The sequence below is a fragment of the Geodermatophilus sp. SYSU D01186 genome (genome assembly GCF_054050215.1).
Window position 1 is genome coordinate 125440 of record NZ_JBJGYW010000003.1, and the last position, 15574, is coordinate 141013.

At 76.0% G+C, this 15574-nt stretch carries 16 protein-coding genes; 8 read left to right on the forward strand and 8 right to left on the reverse strand.

Features of this window, described 5'->3' with window-relative positions:
• The first annotated feature begins 250 nt into the window (after positions 1-250).
• The gene (locus ACI784_RS03315; protein WP_456921933.1) at positions 251-1129 is read left to right on the forward strand and encodes a hypothetical protein; all 879 of its coding nucleotides are present in this window, start codon (positions 251-253) and stop codon (positions 1127-1129) included.
• A 110-nt stretch (positions 1130-1239) separates the two neighbouring features.
• On the opposite strand, the gene ACI784_RS03320 is transcribed toward ACI784_RS03315, so the two are convergent.
• A complete protein-coding gene (locus ACI784_RS03320) occupies positions 1240-2421 on the reverse strand; it encodes a glucose-1-phosphate adenylyltransferase family protein (RefSeq protein ID WP_456921934.1) in 1182 nt (393 codons plus the stop codon).
• A 385-nt stretch (positions 2422-2806) separates the two neighbouring features.
• Between ACI784_RS03320 and ACI784_RS03325 the strand changes: the two genes are divergently transcribed.
• Genes ACI784_RS03325 through ACI784_RS03350 form a run of 6 tightly spaced genes read left to right on the forward strand, consistent with a single transcriptional unit; the run spans position 2807 to position 6503 of the window.
• Entirely contained in the window at positions 2807-3940 is a 1134-nt protein-coding gene (locus ACI784_RS03325; protein WP_456921935.1) for a protein-glutamate methylesterase/protein-glutamine glutaminase, read from the forward strand.
• Positions 3937-4761 (forward strand): CheR family methyltransferase, encoded by an 825-nt coding sequence (locus ACI784_RS03330; protein ID WP_456921936.1) that lies wholly within the window; start codon positions 3937-3939, stop codon positions 4759-4761. The genes ACI784_RS03325 and ACI784_RS03330 overlap by 4 nt, the downstream gene beginning before the upstream one ends.
• 2 nt (positions 4762-4763) lie before the next feature.
• Positions 4764-5147, forward strand: a complete 384-nt coding sequence (locus tag ACI784_RS03335; protein WP_456921937.1) for a response regulator — start codon at positions 4764-4766, stop codon at positions 5145-5147.
• On the forward strand, positions 5144-5647 hold the full coding sequence (locus tag ACI784_RS03340; RefSeq protein WP_456921938.1) for a chemotaxis protein CheX: 504 nt from the start codon (positions 5144-5146) through the stop codon (positions 5645-5647). The genes ACI784_RS03335 and ACI784_RS03340 overlap by 4 nt, the downstream gene beginning before the upstream one ends.
• Positions 5644-6006 carry a response regulator gene (locus tag ACI784_RS03345; protein ID WP_456921939.1) on the forward strand — a complete coding sequence of 121 codons (363 nt, stop codon included), beginning with the start codon at positions 5644-5646 and terminating at the stop codon, positions 6004-6006. Before ACI784_RS03340 ends, ACI784_RS03345 begins: the two co-directional genes overlap by 4 nt.
• Positions 6003-6503, forward strand: a complete 501-nt coding sequence (locus ACI784_RS03350) for a hypothetical protein (RefSeq protein ID WP_456921940.1) — start codon at positions 6003-6005, stop codon at positions 6501-6503. Before ACI784_RS03345 ends, ACI784_RS03350 begins: the two co-directional genes overlap by 4 nt.
• 156 nt (positions 6504-6659) lie before the next feature.
• On the opposite strand, the gene ACI784_RS03355 is transcribed toward ACI784_RS03350, so the two are convergent.
• Both ACI784_RS03355 and ACI784_RS03360 read right to left on the reverse strand, forming a co-directional pair.
• Entirely contained in the window at positions 6660-7118 is a 459-nt protein-coding gene (locus ACI784_RS03355; RefSeq protein WP_456921941.1) for an ATP-binding protein, read from the reverse strand.
• A 101-nt stretch (positions 7119-7219) separates the two neighbouring features.
• A complete protein-coding gene (locus ACI784_RS03360) occupies positions 7220-8881 on the reverse strand; it encodes a SpoIIE family protein phosphatase (RefSeq protein WP_456921942.1) in 1662 nt (553 codons plus the stop codon).
• Between the two features lie 225 nt (positions 8882-9106).
• On the opposite strand from ACI784_RS03360, the gene ACI784_RS03365 reads away from it, so the two are divergent.
• The gene (locus ACI784_RS03365) at positions 9107-10828 is read left to right on the forward strand and encodes a SpoIIE family protein phosphatase (RefSeq protein WP_456921943.1); all 1722 of its coding nucleotides are present in this window, start codon (positions 9107-9109) and stop codon (positions 10826-10828) included.
• A 1-nt stretch (position 10829) separates the two neighbouring features.
• On the opposite strand, the gene ACI784_RS03370 is transcribed toward ACI784_RS03365, so the two are convergent.
• The 5 genes from ACI784_RS03370 to ACI784_RS03390 form a co-directional block, all read right to left on the reverse strand.
• On the reverse strand, positions 10830-11756 hold the full coding sequence (locus ACI784_RS03370) for an alpha/beta fold hydrolase (protein WP_456921944.1): 927 nt from the start codon (positions 11754-11756) through the stop codon (positions 10830-10832).
• A 38-nt stretch (positions 11757-11794) separates the two neighbouring features.
• The gene (locus ACI784_RS03375) at positions 11795-12544 is read right to left on the reverse strand and encodes a ZIP family metal transporter (RefSeq protein ID WP_457012514.1); all 750 of its coding nucleotides are present in this window, start codon (positions 12542-12544) and stop codon (positions 11795-11797) included.
• 190 nt (positions 12545-12734) lie between these two features.
• On the reverse strand, positions 12735-13919 hold the full coding sequence (locus ACI784_RS03380; RefSeq protein WP_456921946.1) for an AAA family ATPase: 1185 nt from the start codon (positions 13917-13919) through the stop codon (positions 12735-12737).
• 54 nt (positions 13920-13973) lie between these two features.
• Positions 13974-14948, reverse strand: coding sequence for a chemotaxis protein CheB (locus ACI784_RS03385; protein WP_456921947.1), 975 nt, complete (start codon positions 14946-14948; stop codon positions 13974-13976).
• A 73-nt stretch (positions 14949-15021) separates the two neighbouring features.
• Complete coding sequence (locus tag ACI784_RS03390; RefSeq protein WP_456921948.1) at positions 15022-15468, reverse strand: hypothetical protein; 447 nt, start codon at positions 15466-15468, stop codon at positions 15022-15024.
• Positions 15469-15574: the final 106 nt, after the last annotated feature.

The following is a 15574-nucleotide window of genomic DNA, read 5'->3' on the forward strand; positions in this document are numbered from 1 at the left end:
GGCAGGGTCGTACCCGGAGGAGCTCGGGGTCCGCGGCGTCGCCGGGGCCTGGTCGGGGGTCATCGTCGACGCCGGGCCCGCACAGGGTTGGTCACGTGGAGTGACCGCCTGCTGACGCTGCTCCGGGGGACACGCAGGTGGACCCCTCCCCGGGTCCGGCGATCGGGTGACGGTGACGTGGCGCTGCCTGTCGATCACCGTCAGCATGGGCTGACCTCACCCCGGGGGACGTGGAAAGGGAGGCGCTGCCGTGCCCTACTCGCTGGTCAGTGCCGCCACTCTCGGCTTCGACCTGGTCCGGCTGCCCGCCGGCCGCGCCGTCGCCGACGCCCTGCTGGCCGGGCTCGCGGCCGACGCCGCCACGCTCGAGCAGCTGGCCACCGTCCACCCCGCCGCCGGCCGCGACCGCGAGCAGCGGGCGGCCCTCGCCGTCCGGTCACGCAAGGCTCGCGAGCTCGCCGTCTCGGTGCCGCACGTGCGCACCGCCGCGGCCGACCTGCCCGGCGCCGACCGCACCGCGGCCCTCGTCGCCCAGCTCGAGCGCAGCACCATCGGGGACGCCGTCGCCCTGGAGCGGGTGCTGCGCGAGGACGTCCTCGGTCCCGAGCACCCCGCCCGGAGCCTGGTCGGCGAGGAGGTGCTGGCCGCGGCCGCCGACGTCCTCGCCGACGCCGCCGTCGGCTCGTGGGCCGCCGCGGTGCTGCCGCCGCTGGTCCGGCGACAGCTGACCGGCCCGTTCGCCGTCGCCACCGCGGCCGGCATGGTGCCGGCGCCGGAGCTGGACCTCGGCCCCGCCACCGCGGAGCTCACCGACGTGCTGGCCGGGATCCGGTCGCTCGACGCCGCCGGCCGGGCCCGCTGGCAGGCCGCCGTCGACGCCGCCCGCGCCGAGCGCCGGCCGTGGGCCACCGCCATGCACGAGGCCTCGTGGGCCGCGCACGTCTCCGGCCGCACCCGCACGCTCGCCACCGCTCAGCTGCTCGCCGTCCAGGCCTTCCTCGACGGCGGCTTCGACCCGGGCACCGCCGCCGCGGGTGCGTGGAACGCCGTGGCCGGCTGCGTGCAGGGCATCGTCATGGGTGACCTGCTCGGCGCCGACGCGCTCGCCGTGCTCTGCGCTCCGCGATGACGCTGCGGTCCTCCGGACCGCACCGCGGCCAGGTGCCGTACCCCTGATGCGCTGAGCCGCTGCCTGCCGTCCCCGGCTCCCGCGCCCGGTCCGGTTCGTCCGCCCGTGCCTCAGTCCTCGTCGTCCGCGGGGTGGCGGGCGCCGGCGGGCAGTTGCGTCCCCGGCGGGACGACGGCCTCCCGGCCGACCAGGGTGATCTCGCCGTCCCCGCCGACCGAGGCCTTCTCGCCGATCTCGACCCGGTCGTCGAGGACGGCGCGGGTCACGGTCGCGCCGGCGCGCACGCGGGCACCGGGCAGCAGCACCGAGTCCACGACGGTCGCGCCGGCCTCCACGACGACGCCGGGGGAGAGGACCGAGCCGCTCACCAGGCCGGCGACCCGGGTGCCGCCGGACAGCAGGCTGCCCGCCACCTCCGCACCGCGCAGGACCCGCGCGGCGCTGTGCCGGCCGCCGCGGGTGTGCACCGGCCAGCGCGGGTCGTCGAGGTCCAGCGGCGGCTCGGGGGAGAGGAAGTCCTGGTGCGCCGCCCAGTACGCCGGGATGGTGCCCACGTCGCGCCAGTAGGAGCCCAGCGGGTGCGCGCGGGCCCGCCCGTCGCGGGTCTGGGCGGGCAGCAGGTGGGTGCCGAGGTCCTCGAGCCCGTCCTCCCCGACCTCCGTGCTCAGCGCCTCCAGCCGGTCCAGCGTCGGGCCGGGGGAGAAGACGAACACCTCGTTGGTCGCGGTCGTGGTGCGCGGCTCGTCGGGCTTGTAGGCGTAGTCCCGGATCCGGTCGTCGTCGCCCATCTCGACGATGCCGTAGCGCGGGGCGTCGTCCTCGGCGACCTCGGTGGTCACCATCGTCACCTCGGCGCCGGACTGCAGGTGCCCGTCGACGACCTCGCGGTAGTCGAGCTTGTAGACGGCGTCGGCGCTGACGACGACGAGCGCGTCGGCGGCGAACTCGCGGACCAGCGGCGCGTAGCGCCACAGCGAGTCGGCCGTGCCCGACACCCAGCCGCCCCGCTCGGTGCCCCGGTAGGGCGGCAGGGTGAGCAGGCCGCCGGTCGTGCGGTCGAGGTCCCACGGCCGGCCGTTGGCCAGGTGGCGGGCCAGCGACGTCGGGTGGAACTGCACCGACACCCACACGTCGGACAGGTGCGAGTGCTGGCAGTTGGTCAGCGGGAAGTCGATGAGCCGGTACACCCCGGCGAAGGGGACGGCGGGCTTGGCGCGCTGGTCGGTCAGCAGCTCCAGGCGGCCGCCGGCGCCACCGGCGAGGACGAGGACGAGGACACGGGGGAGCGCCATGCGACCCCGCCTACCCCGGCGACCGCGCGCCACCCGCGTCCAGGGATCTCTGCCGCTCTCTAGTTCAGTCGCTAGACGACCGCAGACAGCGCTCGACCGCTCGGGCAGTGCTGACCCCGCGGTCGCCGGGTGACCTGTCGACAAATGGTGCGAAATGGTCGGCAACCGCATTTCCGCAGGTCGCGAAAAATGCGCCGCCAATTCGGCGGATCGGCTCAAGGAGTGTCGGCGGGAGGCCGACAACCCGGGGGACAGGCACCGTCTTCGGACGTACCGCACCGGAGCGGTGCGCCCCCGCGCCCCGCGCGCGGCCTCCGGGCGACTGCCGACGCCAGACAGCACTGCACACCCCCCGCTGGGCCGACCAGGGGGAGACGGAGGACGCATGGACCCGATCCGGGTGATGGTCGTCGACGACTCGGTGGTCGTCCGCAAGATCGTGACCGACGTCCTGTCCGCGGACCCGGCGATCGAGGTGGTCGGCACCGCGGTCAACGGCCGGATCGCCGTCGGCAAACTCGAGCAGCTGAAGCCCGATCTCGTCACCATGGACATCGAGATGCCGGAGATGAACGGCATCGAGGCGGTCCGGGCCATCCGCGCCGGTGCCGGGGCCGGTGGGGCGGGGCGAGGGCACAGCCGGGTGCCGATCATCATGTTCAGCACGCTGACCGAGCGGGGCGCGGCGGCGACCCTCGACGCGCTGTCGGCGGGCGCCAACGAGTACGTCACCAAGCCCGCCAACGTCGGCAGCGTCGCGCAGTCGATGGAGAGCGTGCGCGAGCAGCTCATCCCCAAGATCAAGGCGCTCACCGGCCGCCCCGCCACCCCGGGCCCGTCCCGCCCCGCGCCGCCGCCGGTCCGGATCGCCCCGCCGGCCCCGCGCCAGGGCGCGGTCAAGGCGCCCGCCGTCCTCGTGATCGGCTCCTCCACCGGTGGGCCCGAGGCGCTGGCCAAGCTGCTCCCCGCGCTGCCGGCCACGCTCCCGGTGCCGGTGCTGCTCGTCCAGCACATGCCACCGGTCTTCACCCGGCAGTTCGCCCAGCGGCTGGACCGGCTGAGCGCCCTGCGCGTCGTCGAGGCCGTCGACGGCACCCCGCTGGTGCCCGGCACCGTCCACCTGGCGCCCGGCGACCACCACCTGACCATCCGCAGCACCGGCCGCGGGCAGTACACCGTGCTCACCCAGGGCCCGCCGGAGAACTTCTGCCGCCCGGCCGTCGACCCGCTGTTCCGCTCCGCGGTCGACACCTACGACGGCGCCGTCCTCGGCGTGGTGCTCACCGGCATGGGCTCCGACGGCCGGCTCGGAGCCGGTCGCATCCGGGAGGCCGGCGGCTCGGTCGTCGTCCAGGACCAGGCCACCTCGGTGGTCTGGGGGATGCCCGGCGCCGTGGCCTCGGCCGGCTTCGCCGACGAGGTGCTGCCACTGGACGGGATCGCCGAGGCGATCCACCGGCGGCTGGCCCCGCCGCGTGCCACCGCCCCTGTCCCGGCGACCGCCGGAGGACGGCGATGACCCTCACCGCCACCAGCTTCGACTGGGTCCGTCAGCTCGTGCACCGGGAGAGCGCCATCGTGCTCGCCCCGGGCAAGGAGTACCTGGTGGAGGCCCGGCTGCTGCCGATCGCCCGCCAGATGGGCCTGCCCGACGTCGGCCAGTTCGTCGACTCGGTCCGCACCCGCCCCAGCCCGGAGTCGACCCGGAGGATCGTCGAGGCGCTCACCACCAACGAGACCTCGTGGTTCCGGGACGGCGACCCGTTCACCGCGCTCACCTCGACGGTGCTGCCCGCGCTGCAGGCCGCCCGCGGCCCGGCGGAGCGGCTGCAGATCTGGTCGGCGGCCTGCTCCAGCGGGCAGGAGGCCTACACGATCGCGATGCTGCTCGAGGACGCGATGCCGAACGCGGGCACGCGGGTCTCGATCACCGCGACCGACATCTCCCGCGAGATGGTCGAGCGCACCCGCGCCGGCCGGTTCAGCCAGCTCGAGGTCAACCGCGGGCTGCCCGCCCCGATGCTGGTGCGGCACTTCACCCGCGCCGGCAGCGAGTGGGAGGTCGCCGCCGGCCTGCGCCGGATGGTGACGGCCTCCGAGTGCAACCTGGCCGCGCCCCTCCCGCGGATGGGCCCGTTCGACGTGGTCTACCTCCGCAACGTCCTCATCTACTTCGACCTGCCGACCAAGCAGGCGATCCTCCGCCGGGTGCGCGACCTCATGCGCCCCGACGGGTGGCTCTTCCTCGGCGCCGCCGAGACCACCCTCGGCGTCGACGACTCCTGGGAGCGGGTCGTCATCGGCCGCAGCTCCGCCTACCGCCCGCTGAAGGGGGCCTGACCATGCGTGCTCTGGTGATCGACGACTCACGCGCCATGCGGCGCATCGTGAGCGGGACCCTCGAGGGCTTCGGCTACGAGACCCGCCAGGCCGGCCACGGCCAGGAGGCGCTCGACGTCCTGCACGAGGGCTGGGTGCCCGACCTGTGCACCATCGACTGGAACATGCCGGTGATGGACGGGCTGCAGTTCGTCTCCGCCGTGCGCACCAACCCGGCCTGGCGGGCGGTGACGCTGATGATGGTCACCTCCGAGGGCGAGCAGTCCCAGATCGTCCGCGCGCTGGCCGCCGGCGCCCACGAGTACGTCCTCAAGCCGTTCACCGCCGACGCGATCCGCGACAAGCTCGCGCTGCTCGGCCTGCTCCCGCAGGAGGTCGTGCTGTGAGCGCGCCGGTCATCACCGACCTGCTCGACGAGGCGACGGTCCAGGAGATCGCCGACCAGGCGTGGGCCGCGCTCGTGGGCGAGGACGAGGTCCTCGTGCCGCTGCCGGGCGACCTGGGCCCGGACGTCCTCAGCTCCTGGGTGGGCATCGCCGGCCCCTGGACCGGCACCGTCGTCCTGACCTGCGGCCGGGACACCGCCGAGCAGCTGACCCGGGCGCTGCTGCGCGAGCACGCCCCGGCCGAGCTGGAGGCCGAGGACGTCGACGACGCCCTCGGCGAGCTGGCCAACGTGGTCGGCGGCAACGTCAAGGCCATCCTCCCGGGCCCCTCGGTCCTCGGCCTGCCCGAGGTCGGCACCGCGCCGGAGCTCACCTCGCCGGCCGACACCTGCCGCGTCGACGCCCAGTGGCGCGGCCGTCCCCTGTCCATCTCCGTCCAGGGCACCCCCGCCCCGGACGCCGACGAAGACCCCACGCACGAGAACGGAGTGTCCCTGTGAAGATCCTGATCGCCGACGACAGCCGCGTCATGCGGCAGATCGTCATCCGGACGCTGCGGCAGGCCGGTTACGACGACCACGACATCGTCGAGGCCGAGGACGGCCGCGACGCCCTCGACAAGGTCAGGGCCGAGAACCCGGACCTGGTCCTGTCCGACTGGAACATGCCGAACATGACGGGGATCGAGTGCCTGCAGGCGCTGCGCTCCTCCGGGTCCGGCGTGCCCTTCGGCTTCGTCACCTCGGAGGGGTCGGCGGAGATGCGGGAGAAGGCCGCCGACGCCGGCGCCCTGTTCCTCATCGCCAAGCCGTTCAACGAGGACACCTTCAAGGACGCCCTGGACGGGGTGATCGTGTGACCGCCACCCTCGTCCTGCCCGCGGCCAAGGACGTCCGCGACATGCTCGTGGGCCTGCTCGGCAAGCCGGTCGCGGTGAGCCCGGGTGCCCCGGTGACCCCGGGGGAGGAACGCCCGGTCTCCGTCGCCGTCTACGTCGACCCGCAGCTGGCGGTCAACGCGCTGTGCGTCATGGACCTGCCGCTGTCGGCCTGGACCGGTGGCGCGCTGGCCATGCTGCCCCCCGGCGGCGTCCAGGACGCCGTCGAGGAGGACGGCGAGCTCACCACGATGCTCACCGAGGCGCTGCACGAGGTCGTCAACGTGCTGTCGGCGCTGTTCAACGTGCCCGGTGCGCCGCACTCGAAGCTGTACAAGCTCTACGCCCCGGGTGACGAGCTGCCCGCGGACCTGGCCGAGATGGCTGCCGGGTTCAACCGGATCGACCTGGCCGTCGACGTGCCCGGCTACGGCAAGGGCGCGCTGTCGCTGGTCATCAACACCCTCCAGGCGGTCTGAGACCCCCCGCCCGCCCTGCCCTCACGGGCAGCGGCGGGCGGCCTGGGCTGCCCCGGGACGGCGCCGGGACGCGAGTCCCCGCCGTCCCGGGCGCATCCGTGCACGACGGCCCCGGGAGCACCGCTCCCGGGGCCGTCGTGTTGCACGTGGAACGCCTCAGTTGAAGGCGGGCTCGCGAGCGCCGTCGGTGGTGGGCATGCACGCCCACACGTGCTTGCGCCCGTCGTCGACGTACCAGCCGTGCGCGACGGACAGCCGCGCCACCAGGTGCAGGCCCAGCCCGCCCTGTGCGGGGTCGCGGTCGACGGCCGGGGTCGGCATCGTCTCCGGGTCGTGGTCGCTCACGTCGAGCAACCAGCCACCGCTGCCGGCGACGACCGTCGCGACGACCGGCGAGATGCCGTGCCGCAGCGCGTTGGACGCCAGCTCGTCGAACGCCAGCACCAGCTGCTCGGCCGCGTGGTCCTGGTCGTCCCGGGGGATGCCGACGTCGTCGAGGCGGGCGCGCAGGCCCGCCCGGGCGGAGGGCAGCTCGGCCACCGTCTGCAGGTCCCACCGCCACAGTTCGCCCCGGCCGTCGGGGAGCGGGCGCACCGGCCACGCGAGTCGACCCACTGCCCTCTCCTCTGTCGTCTGCTCCGACGACACAGGGGTTGCCCACCAGCCCCGGGGCTCAACCGTGCCGATGGCGTTCCGACCCTCCGGGGTGAGAGGGTTCACGGCGCGGGCGGCGTGTCCCCGGCCGGCTGCAGGCGCAGGGCGACGAGCGCGACGTCGTCCTGCGGGACGCCGGCCAGCATGCGGGCCAGCAACTCGTCGCACAGCCGGTCCAGCGGCAGCCCCACCAGCTCGGCCAGGTGCCGCCGCAGCTCCGCCACACCGGCGTCGACGCCGCGGTCGCGCCGCTCGACCAGTCCGTCGGTGTAGAGCAGCACCGTCGCGCCGGGCCGCAGCGGCGCGACGAACTCGCGGCGGGCGGCGGTGGGGTCGACGCCGAGGAGCAGGTCGCCGTACCCGCGGGACAGCACGCTCACCGCGCCGTCGGTGTCCACGACGAGCGGCGGCGGGTGCCCCGCGCTGGCCCACCGCAGCCGCGTGCCGTCGGCCTCGACGCGGGCGATCGCCGCGGTGGCGAGGGTGCCCGGGTACAGGTGCGCGATGGCGTCGTCCAGCCCGCGCAGCACCTCGGCCGGACCCGCGCCGCTGTAGTGCGCGATGCCGCGCAGCAGCCCGCGCAGCTGGCCCATCTCCGCGGCGGCAGCCGTGTCGTGGCCGGCGACGTCGCCGATCACCAGCACCGGGTCGCCGCGGCGCTGCAGGAACGCGTCGTACCAGTCGCCGCCGACCTGCGCGGCCTCCGCCGCCGGCACGTAGCGCACCTCCAGCCGGGCGCCGTCGACGTTGAGCGGCTGGGTGAGCAGGCTGCGCTGCAGCACCTCGGCGAGCTGGGCCTGGCGGCTCTGGCGGTGCACCCGGTCCACGGCGCGGCCGGCGCGGTCGGCCACCTCCCGCGCGGCGGCGAGGTCGTCGTCGTCCAGGGACCGCCCCGCGTCCAGGTAGAGGGTGAGCACGCCGACGGGCCGGTCCCCGGCGGGGAGGGGGAGGACGACGGCCGACTCCGGGCGCAGCGCCGCCAGGAGGTCCCGCGCCGGGCCGGGGTCCATGAGGCCGAGCACGGCCGTCGCCGTCTCCCGCGCCTCCGTGCCCGCCCGCAGCGCCCGCCCGACCGGGGAGCTCTCCGGGAGGGTCTCCATGCGCACCGCGGCGTAGCGGGCGATCACGTCGCGGCGGTCGGGGTCGGCGTGCCAGGAGGCGACGTCGTGCGCCCGGCCGTCGCGGTCGATGACGGTGACGATGCACCCGTCGGCCAGGCCGGGCACCACCAGCCGGGCGAGGTCCCCGAGCGCCGACTCGACGTCGCGGGCCCCGGACAGCTCGGCGCTGACGGCGGCCAGCAGCGTCAGGCGGGCACCGGCCCGCTCCGCCTCCTCCTGCGCGTGCCGGCGGGCGGTGATGTCGACGAACGCGAACGCCGGCCCGGCCGCGGTGGGCCAGGCGTGCAGCTCCGTCCAGCCGGCCCCGGCCCGCGACGGGGGCAGCTCCACCGCGAGCGGCCGGCCGGTGGCGACCGCGTCGGTGCAGGCGGTCGCGACGGCGGCGGCGACCTCGGGCGGGAGGACGTCGTCCAGCCGACGGCCGACGAGCTCGAGCGCGGGGCGCCCCATCAGCTGCTCGGCCGCCCGGTTGGCGTAGCGGACCCGCTGCGACCCGTCCAGGCAGCACAGCGCCGCGGGCGCACTCGCGAGCACGGCGGTGGCCAGCACCGCGTCGGACGGCGTCCGGACGGGGGTCAGGGGGACGACGGTCGGTGCCGCCACGGCAGGGCACCGGTCGTCCACGCCGCCCACCCCCTCCTCCGCCGCGCGCTCCGGGCGACACTGCCCGGCGCCTCCCCCGCACCGTCCCGCCGGAGCGGGCTCCCGGATGGTGGCAGCGCGCGGACCGACTGCCAAGCGCCCCGGGCGCGGCGGGTCGCCCCCCGACCGGGCGATGCCGCGCCCGCCGTGCCGGGGGACGCGGCGGCATGCGGCAGAGTGATTCCCATGGACCCGGAGGCGGCGCACGACCACGGCCTGCTCGTCCAGGCCGTGGAGGGCATGGAGCGCCCGCTGATCGTCCTGGGTGAGGACTGGCGGTTCCGCTACATCAACCCCGCCGGCGCGCGGGCGCTCGACCGCACCGTCGAGGAGCTGGTCGGCCGGGACGTCTGGGCCGAGTTCCCCGAGGCCCTGGGTGGCCCCTTCGAGGAGCTGTACCGGCGGGTCGCCGCGACCGGGGGGTCCGACGGCGTCGAGGCGTGGTTCGGGCCGCTGGCCCGGTGGTTCCGCGCCGACGCCTTCCGCACCGACGCCGGCCTCGTCGTCACCTACGACGACGTGACCGAGCGGCGGCGCACCGAGGAGGAGCGCGCCCGGGCCGCCGAGGAGGCCGAGCTGGCCGGCCGGCACCTCATGCTGCTCGGCGACATCAACCTGGCCATGACCTCCACCGTCGACGTCGACGAGGCCGTCGACCGGTTCGCGCACCTGGTCGTGCCGCTGCTGGCCGACTGGTGCCTGGTCAGCGTCGTGGACCCCGACGGCACCCGCCGGGACGTCGGCCGCGCGCACAGCGACCCGACGCAGCTCGAGGCCATGCACCGCTACGCCGACGCGCGGGTGCTGACCAACGCGCCCACCGCACCGGTGCCCGTGTCGCTGCGCAGCGGTCGTCCGGTGGTCATCGCGTCGCTCACGGACGCCGACGTCGCGGCCATGGTGAGCTCCCCCGCCGCCCGCGAGGCCCTCGCGCCACTGCGCCCCGCCGCGGTCGCCGCCTTCCCGCTCATCGCCCGCGGTGAGATCTTCGGCGCCTTCACCCTGGTCAACGGCCCCGAGCGCGGGGCGCACACGCCCGCCGAGCTGCGGACGGCGGAGATCGCCTCCCGCCGCGCAGCGCTGGCCCTCGACAACGCCCGGCTGGCCGTGGTCAACCAGCAGGTCGCCGAGCGGCTCCAGGTCAGCCTGCTCTCCCCGCCGGTGCAGCCGGACCGCATGGAGCTCGCCGTCCGCTACCGGGCCGCCACCCGCGGGGTGTCCATCGGCGGTGACTGGTACGACTCGTTCCTGCAGCCCGACGGCGACACGGTCGTCGTCATCGGCGACGTCATGGGTCACGACATCGAGGCGGCGGCGGCGATGGGCCAGGTCAAGACCCTGGTGCGGGCGATCGCCTTCGACCGGCTGGAGGAGCCGGCCGGCGTCCTGCGGCGGGTCGACCACGCGCTGGTCGGCCTCGCGGTGCCCGCGATGGCCACCGCGCTGGTCTGCCGGGTCGAGCAGACCCCGGAGGAGCGGGCGGCGGGCGTGCGCCGGCTGCGCTGGTCCACGGCCGGGCACCCGGAGCCGATGCTGCGCCTCCCCGACGGCCGCGTCACCGACCTCACCGCCCCGGTGGGCCCGCCGCTGGGGATCGGCTGGCGCGGGCCCCGCGCCGACGGCCAGGTGCTCCTGCCCGACGGCGCGACGCTGCTGCTGTTCACCGACGGGCTCTTCGAGCGGCGCGGCGTCCCCCTCGACGAGGGCCGCGACCGGCTGCGCCGGCTGCTGGCCACCGCCGCGGAGGAGACCCTCGACGAGCTCGCCGACCGGCTGCTGGCCGAGATGGTGGGGGAGGGTGCCGAGGACGACGTCGCGTTGCTGGCGGTCCGCGTGCACGCCCATGACGACGAGCGCTCGCCCGTCCCGGTCCGGGCCCCGGCGCGGTCGGCCGCCCGCCGGCGCTGACTCAGCTGCGGGCGGCGGCCACCCGGGTGGCCTCGGCGATCGCGGCCACGCCCTGCGGGGCCCACACGATCGAGTAGTGGTTGGTGTCGGGCACCTCGCGGGCGGTGATGCCGCTGGGCTCCAGGCCGAGCAGGGCCAGCCGGCGCTCGTCGTACAGCCCGGGGGACTGGTCGAGCAGCCCGCGCGACGCCCACAGCAGGGTGGCCGGCACCGGCAGCTCGGCGGTCGCCTCGAGGACACGCTCGTTGAGCAGCACGTCGCCGCCGTCCACGCGCACCGCCTCGGGCACGCAGGTGCTGCGCAGCGCCGGCGGGTCGCCGGCCACGTCGCGGGCCAGGTAGGCGGCGACCGCGGGGTGGTCGACCCACGGGCCGACCGCCGGGTGGCCGGCCCAGAAGTCCCGCACGGCGGCCTGGTCGGGGAAGGTCGTGGTCAGCCGGGCCAGCGACGGGCCGAGGACGGCGGTGAGCATCGCGTCCACGTCGGCACCGGGCGGCTGCGGGAAGGCCAGACCGCCGTCGACCAGCACCAGCCCGTGCACCCGGTCCCGCGCCGTCCCCGCGGCGGCGAGGGCGGCGACGAACGCCCCCATCGAGTGCCCGACCAGGACCGCGGCCTCCGCGCCGCCCTCGGCGTCGCCGCCGAGGCGGTCCAGCAGCGTGGCGACGTCCGCGGCGTGCGCCTCGATGCCGTACGGGCCGGGCACGCCGGCCGAGCGGCCCCGGCCGCGCAGGTCGGGGGCGACCACCTCGAACTCCCCGGCCAGCGCGGGCGCCACCGCGGCCCACGCCATCGCGTTGGCGGTGATGCCGTGCACGAGGACGGCGATCGGGGCGCCCGGCGCGTCCGCCGGCCAGCGGAGGACGGCGAGCTCCCCGCCGTCGACCGGGACGCTGATCTCCTGGGGTGCGCGCGGAGCGGGGGTCACGGCGTCCACCCTGCCCGGATCGCCCGGCGGGCGCAGCCTCAGGAGACCTCGATGGCGAAGGCGACCAGGAAGCCGAGGCTGGTGATGACGCCGGTCCAGGTGCGGGTCCGCTCGAACGCCTCGGGGATCATCGTGTCGGCGATCATCGTCAGGATCGCCCCGGCCGCCACGGCGGTGATCACCGCGACCACCTCCGGCGGAGCCCCGCCCAGCGCGGTGTAGCCGACCAGCGCGGCCAGCCCGCTGGCCACCGCGATCGCGCCCCACACCCCGAACACGTAGCCCGCCGACCGCCCGCCGGCCTTCATGCCCGCGGCGGAGGAGAGCCCCTCGGGCACGTTGGAGATGACCACCGCCGCCAGTACCGAGGCGCTCACCGAGCCGCCGCCGAGCAGCCCGAGCCCCAGGACGACGGACTCCGGGACCCCGTCGAGCAGTGCGCCCACGGCGATCGCCGCGCCGCTGCCGGACTGCTCGCCCTCCGACGGCTGCAGACCCCCCGACCGCTTGCGGTGCCGGGCGCCGCGGCGGGCCAGCGCCGCGTTGGCCGCCAGGTAGGCGACCGCGCCGCCCACGAACCCGAGCGCCGTCGCGGGCAGCCCGCCGGTGGCGGCGGCCTCGGCCATCAGGTCGAAGGCGACCGCGGAGATCAGCACCCCCGACCCGAAGGCCATCACCGACGCGATGACGGTCTGCGGCACCCGCACGAACCAGGCGACCAGCGCGCCCGCCACCAGCGCCCCGCCGCCGAGCAGCCCCCACAGTCCGGCCTCCAGCCACGTCGGCACCCGGAGCCCTCCCGTCGTCGTGACGCCGGATCGGGCGCCGGGGCGGCCGTGCCCGGACGGGGCGGGATCGAACCCCCCGCCGCTCGCCGGCCTCGGGGCAGCGGTTCGTGCACGGACCGTCGTCGGGCGGGTTCCGAGGCGACGTTCTGTGCACAGAGCGTCGCCTCACGGCTCCAGGGCGCGCGCCCTCTCAGTCGGCGTGGGACAGCAGGTAGCGGCCGAAGTGGGGGACGGTGAACGCGATCTGGCCGCGCTCCGCCGAGTAGACCAGCCCCTTCTTGATCAGCGAGTCGCGCGCGGGTGAGAGCGACGCCGGCTTGCGGCCCAGCGACACCGCGACCTCCGACGTCGCCACCGCGGCCCCGTTCGGCCCGCCCAGCTCGGCCATCGCGTGCATGTACTCGCGCTCGGCGGGGGTGGCCCGGTCGTAGCGGGAGCCGAAGAACCCGACCGCCAGCTCGGCCTCGGCCACCGGGGCGGCCATGGCGACGTCCGCCGCGGTGATGGGGGAGGAGGCGGCGACGTCCCAGGTGACCTTGCCGTAGGCCTGCACGAAGTAGGGATAGCCGTCGGCGGCGGCGTAGAGGGCGTCGAGGGCCCCGGGCTCGAAGGTGACGTCCTCCCGCTCGGCCGGGGCGAGCAGCGCGCGGTCCGCGGCGGGGCGGTCCAGGCGGTCGATGCGCAGGTAGCGGAACAGCCGCTCGGAGTAGCTCTTGGACGCCGAGAGCACCGCCGGCAGGTGCGGCAGCCCGGCACCGACGACGATCAGCGGCGCGCCCTGCTGGGACAGCTCGTGGCAGGCGGCGCAGATCGCAGAGACGTCGTCGGACTGCACGTCCTGCATCTCGTCGATGAACAGGGCGACTCCCTTGCCGACGTCGGCGGCGAGCCCGGCGGCGTCGCTGAGCAGCTCGACGAGGTCGATCTCCATGTCCCCGGAGTCGGCCCGCCCCGAGGTCGCCGCGACGTCGATGCCCGGCTGCCAGCGGTCGCGCACCTTCGCGTCCGACGACTGCCGCAGCGCGAAGGCCTTGAGCACCCCCAGGACGGCGTCCATCGACTCCTGGTCGGGGTGCCGCAGCTCGCGCAGCGCCATGTGCAGCGCGGAGGAGACCGGGCGGCGCAGCGACTGGTCCGGCCGCGCCTCGATCTTGCCGGTGCCCCATCCCCGGTTGATCGCCGCCGACCGCAGTTGGTTGAGCAGCACCGTCTTGCCGACGCCGCGCAGCCCGGTGAGGACGAGTGACCGCTCCGGGCGGCCGTGCGCGATCCGCTCGAGGACGACGTCGAACGCCGACAGCTCGGCGTCGCGTCCGGCCAGCTCGGGCGGCCGCTGGCCGGCGCCGGGGGCGTACGGGTTCCGCACGGGGTCCATGTCGACCACCGTATGGGCACGTCTAGCCCGGGCAGTAGAGACGGGTAGAGGTCGCTACGGCGTGTCGTCGCCGCGGCTGGGGTCCTCCGTCGCCAGGGCCTGCACCCGCGCGGCGCGTTGCTCGGCCCGCTCGGCGGCGGCCAGGTGCTCCGCGCGGGTCGTGCCGGTCTCGCCGTCCCCCAGTTCGGCCAGGCGCCGGTGCACCGCGGCCATCTCCAGCAGCTTGGACGCGGCGTTGTAGATGGCTCCCTCGACCGCCTCCCGCTGGGCGGCGAGCAGCGTCTGTGCCGACCAGGTGTGGCCGACGTGGCACGTGTAACTCGCCGTCGAGCCCGGCACCGACTCGAACATCCCGCCCTGGCACTCGGGGCAGCCGATGGCGGCGGGGGCGCCGAGGTCGGTGTCCGCAGTGGGGCCGCCCATGGTCGGCTTCCTCTCTGCTGTGGGGGCGGCGACGCCGGGGAGCGCCGGCCCGCGTACCAGTCCGGTCACGGCCGCGGCCAGCTCCGCGGTGCGCAGCGTCCGGGCGTGACGCACGGCGCCCAGCACCGCGCGGGGCATCGCCGACACGCGCGCCTCGGCCGGGTCCTGTACCAGCACCACGCCGTCCTGGGCCGCCACGGCGGCGGCCCCGGCCGCGCCGTCGTCCAGGGCCCCGGAGAGCACGACGGCGATCACGCCGGGCCCACAGGACCGGGCGGCGCTGCGGAAGAGCGTGTCGACGGCCGGGCGCTGCCGGTTCTCGCGCGGCCCCCGGCTGAGCCGGACGTGCGAGCCCCGGAGGAGGAGGTGGTGGTCGGGCGGGGCCACCAGGATGGTCCCCGGCCGCAGCCGCTGCCCGTCCTCCGGGTGCGCGGCGGGCAGCGGGCCGCAGCGGGACAGCAGCCGCGGCAGGTGGCTGTCGGCCGTGGGCGGCACGTGCACCACCACGAGGACGGCGGTCGGCAGGTCCGCGGGCAACCCGGCGACGAACTCCTGCAGCGGAGTCAGCCCCCCGGCGGAGGCCCCGACCACCACGACGTGGTCCATCGCTGCCCGCCTCTCCGCTCCCCGTGCCCGGGGGAGGTGTTCCCCGCGTGCGCCGGATCGATGCCTCCGAGGCTCAGAGGAAGGGGCGCGGGCGACCGGAGCGCCACTCCTCGATCTCGGCCACCTGGCGCGCCATCCGGGTGCGGAGGGCGGGCAGCGCGGGGGCGGCCGTGACGTCCAGCCGCAGCGCGGACCCGTCGCGCAGGTCCAGCTCGACGGCGCGGTTGCCCGCGCGGCCGGACACGCGGGCCACGCCGACCCCGGTGATCTCGTCGCGGTGCAGCGTGCGGGTCCGCCAGGTGTTGCGCACGACCAGCCGCCCGTCGGCGGTGCCGAGCACGCGCAGGGTGGCCTGGCGCCAGGACGTCCCCACCGCGGCGGCGCAGAACAACACCACGAGGGGCAGCGGTGGGCGGATCACGAGGACCACGACGGCGACGAAGACGACCGGGAAGCCCAGCAGGTAGAGACGGGCCCAGGCCGGCGGGCGCAGGGACAGCCGGGCGTCAGCCGTGGTCACGGGCGGAGTCTGCGGGTGTCGACCGCCTTCTGTCACCCTCTAGCTCCACGACTAGACGGGCGTAGAACCTCCGACACGGCCTGATCCGTGATCTTCGGCGGCTAGC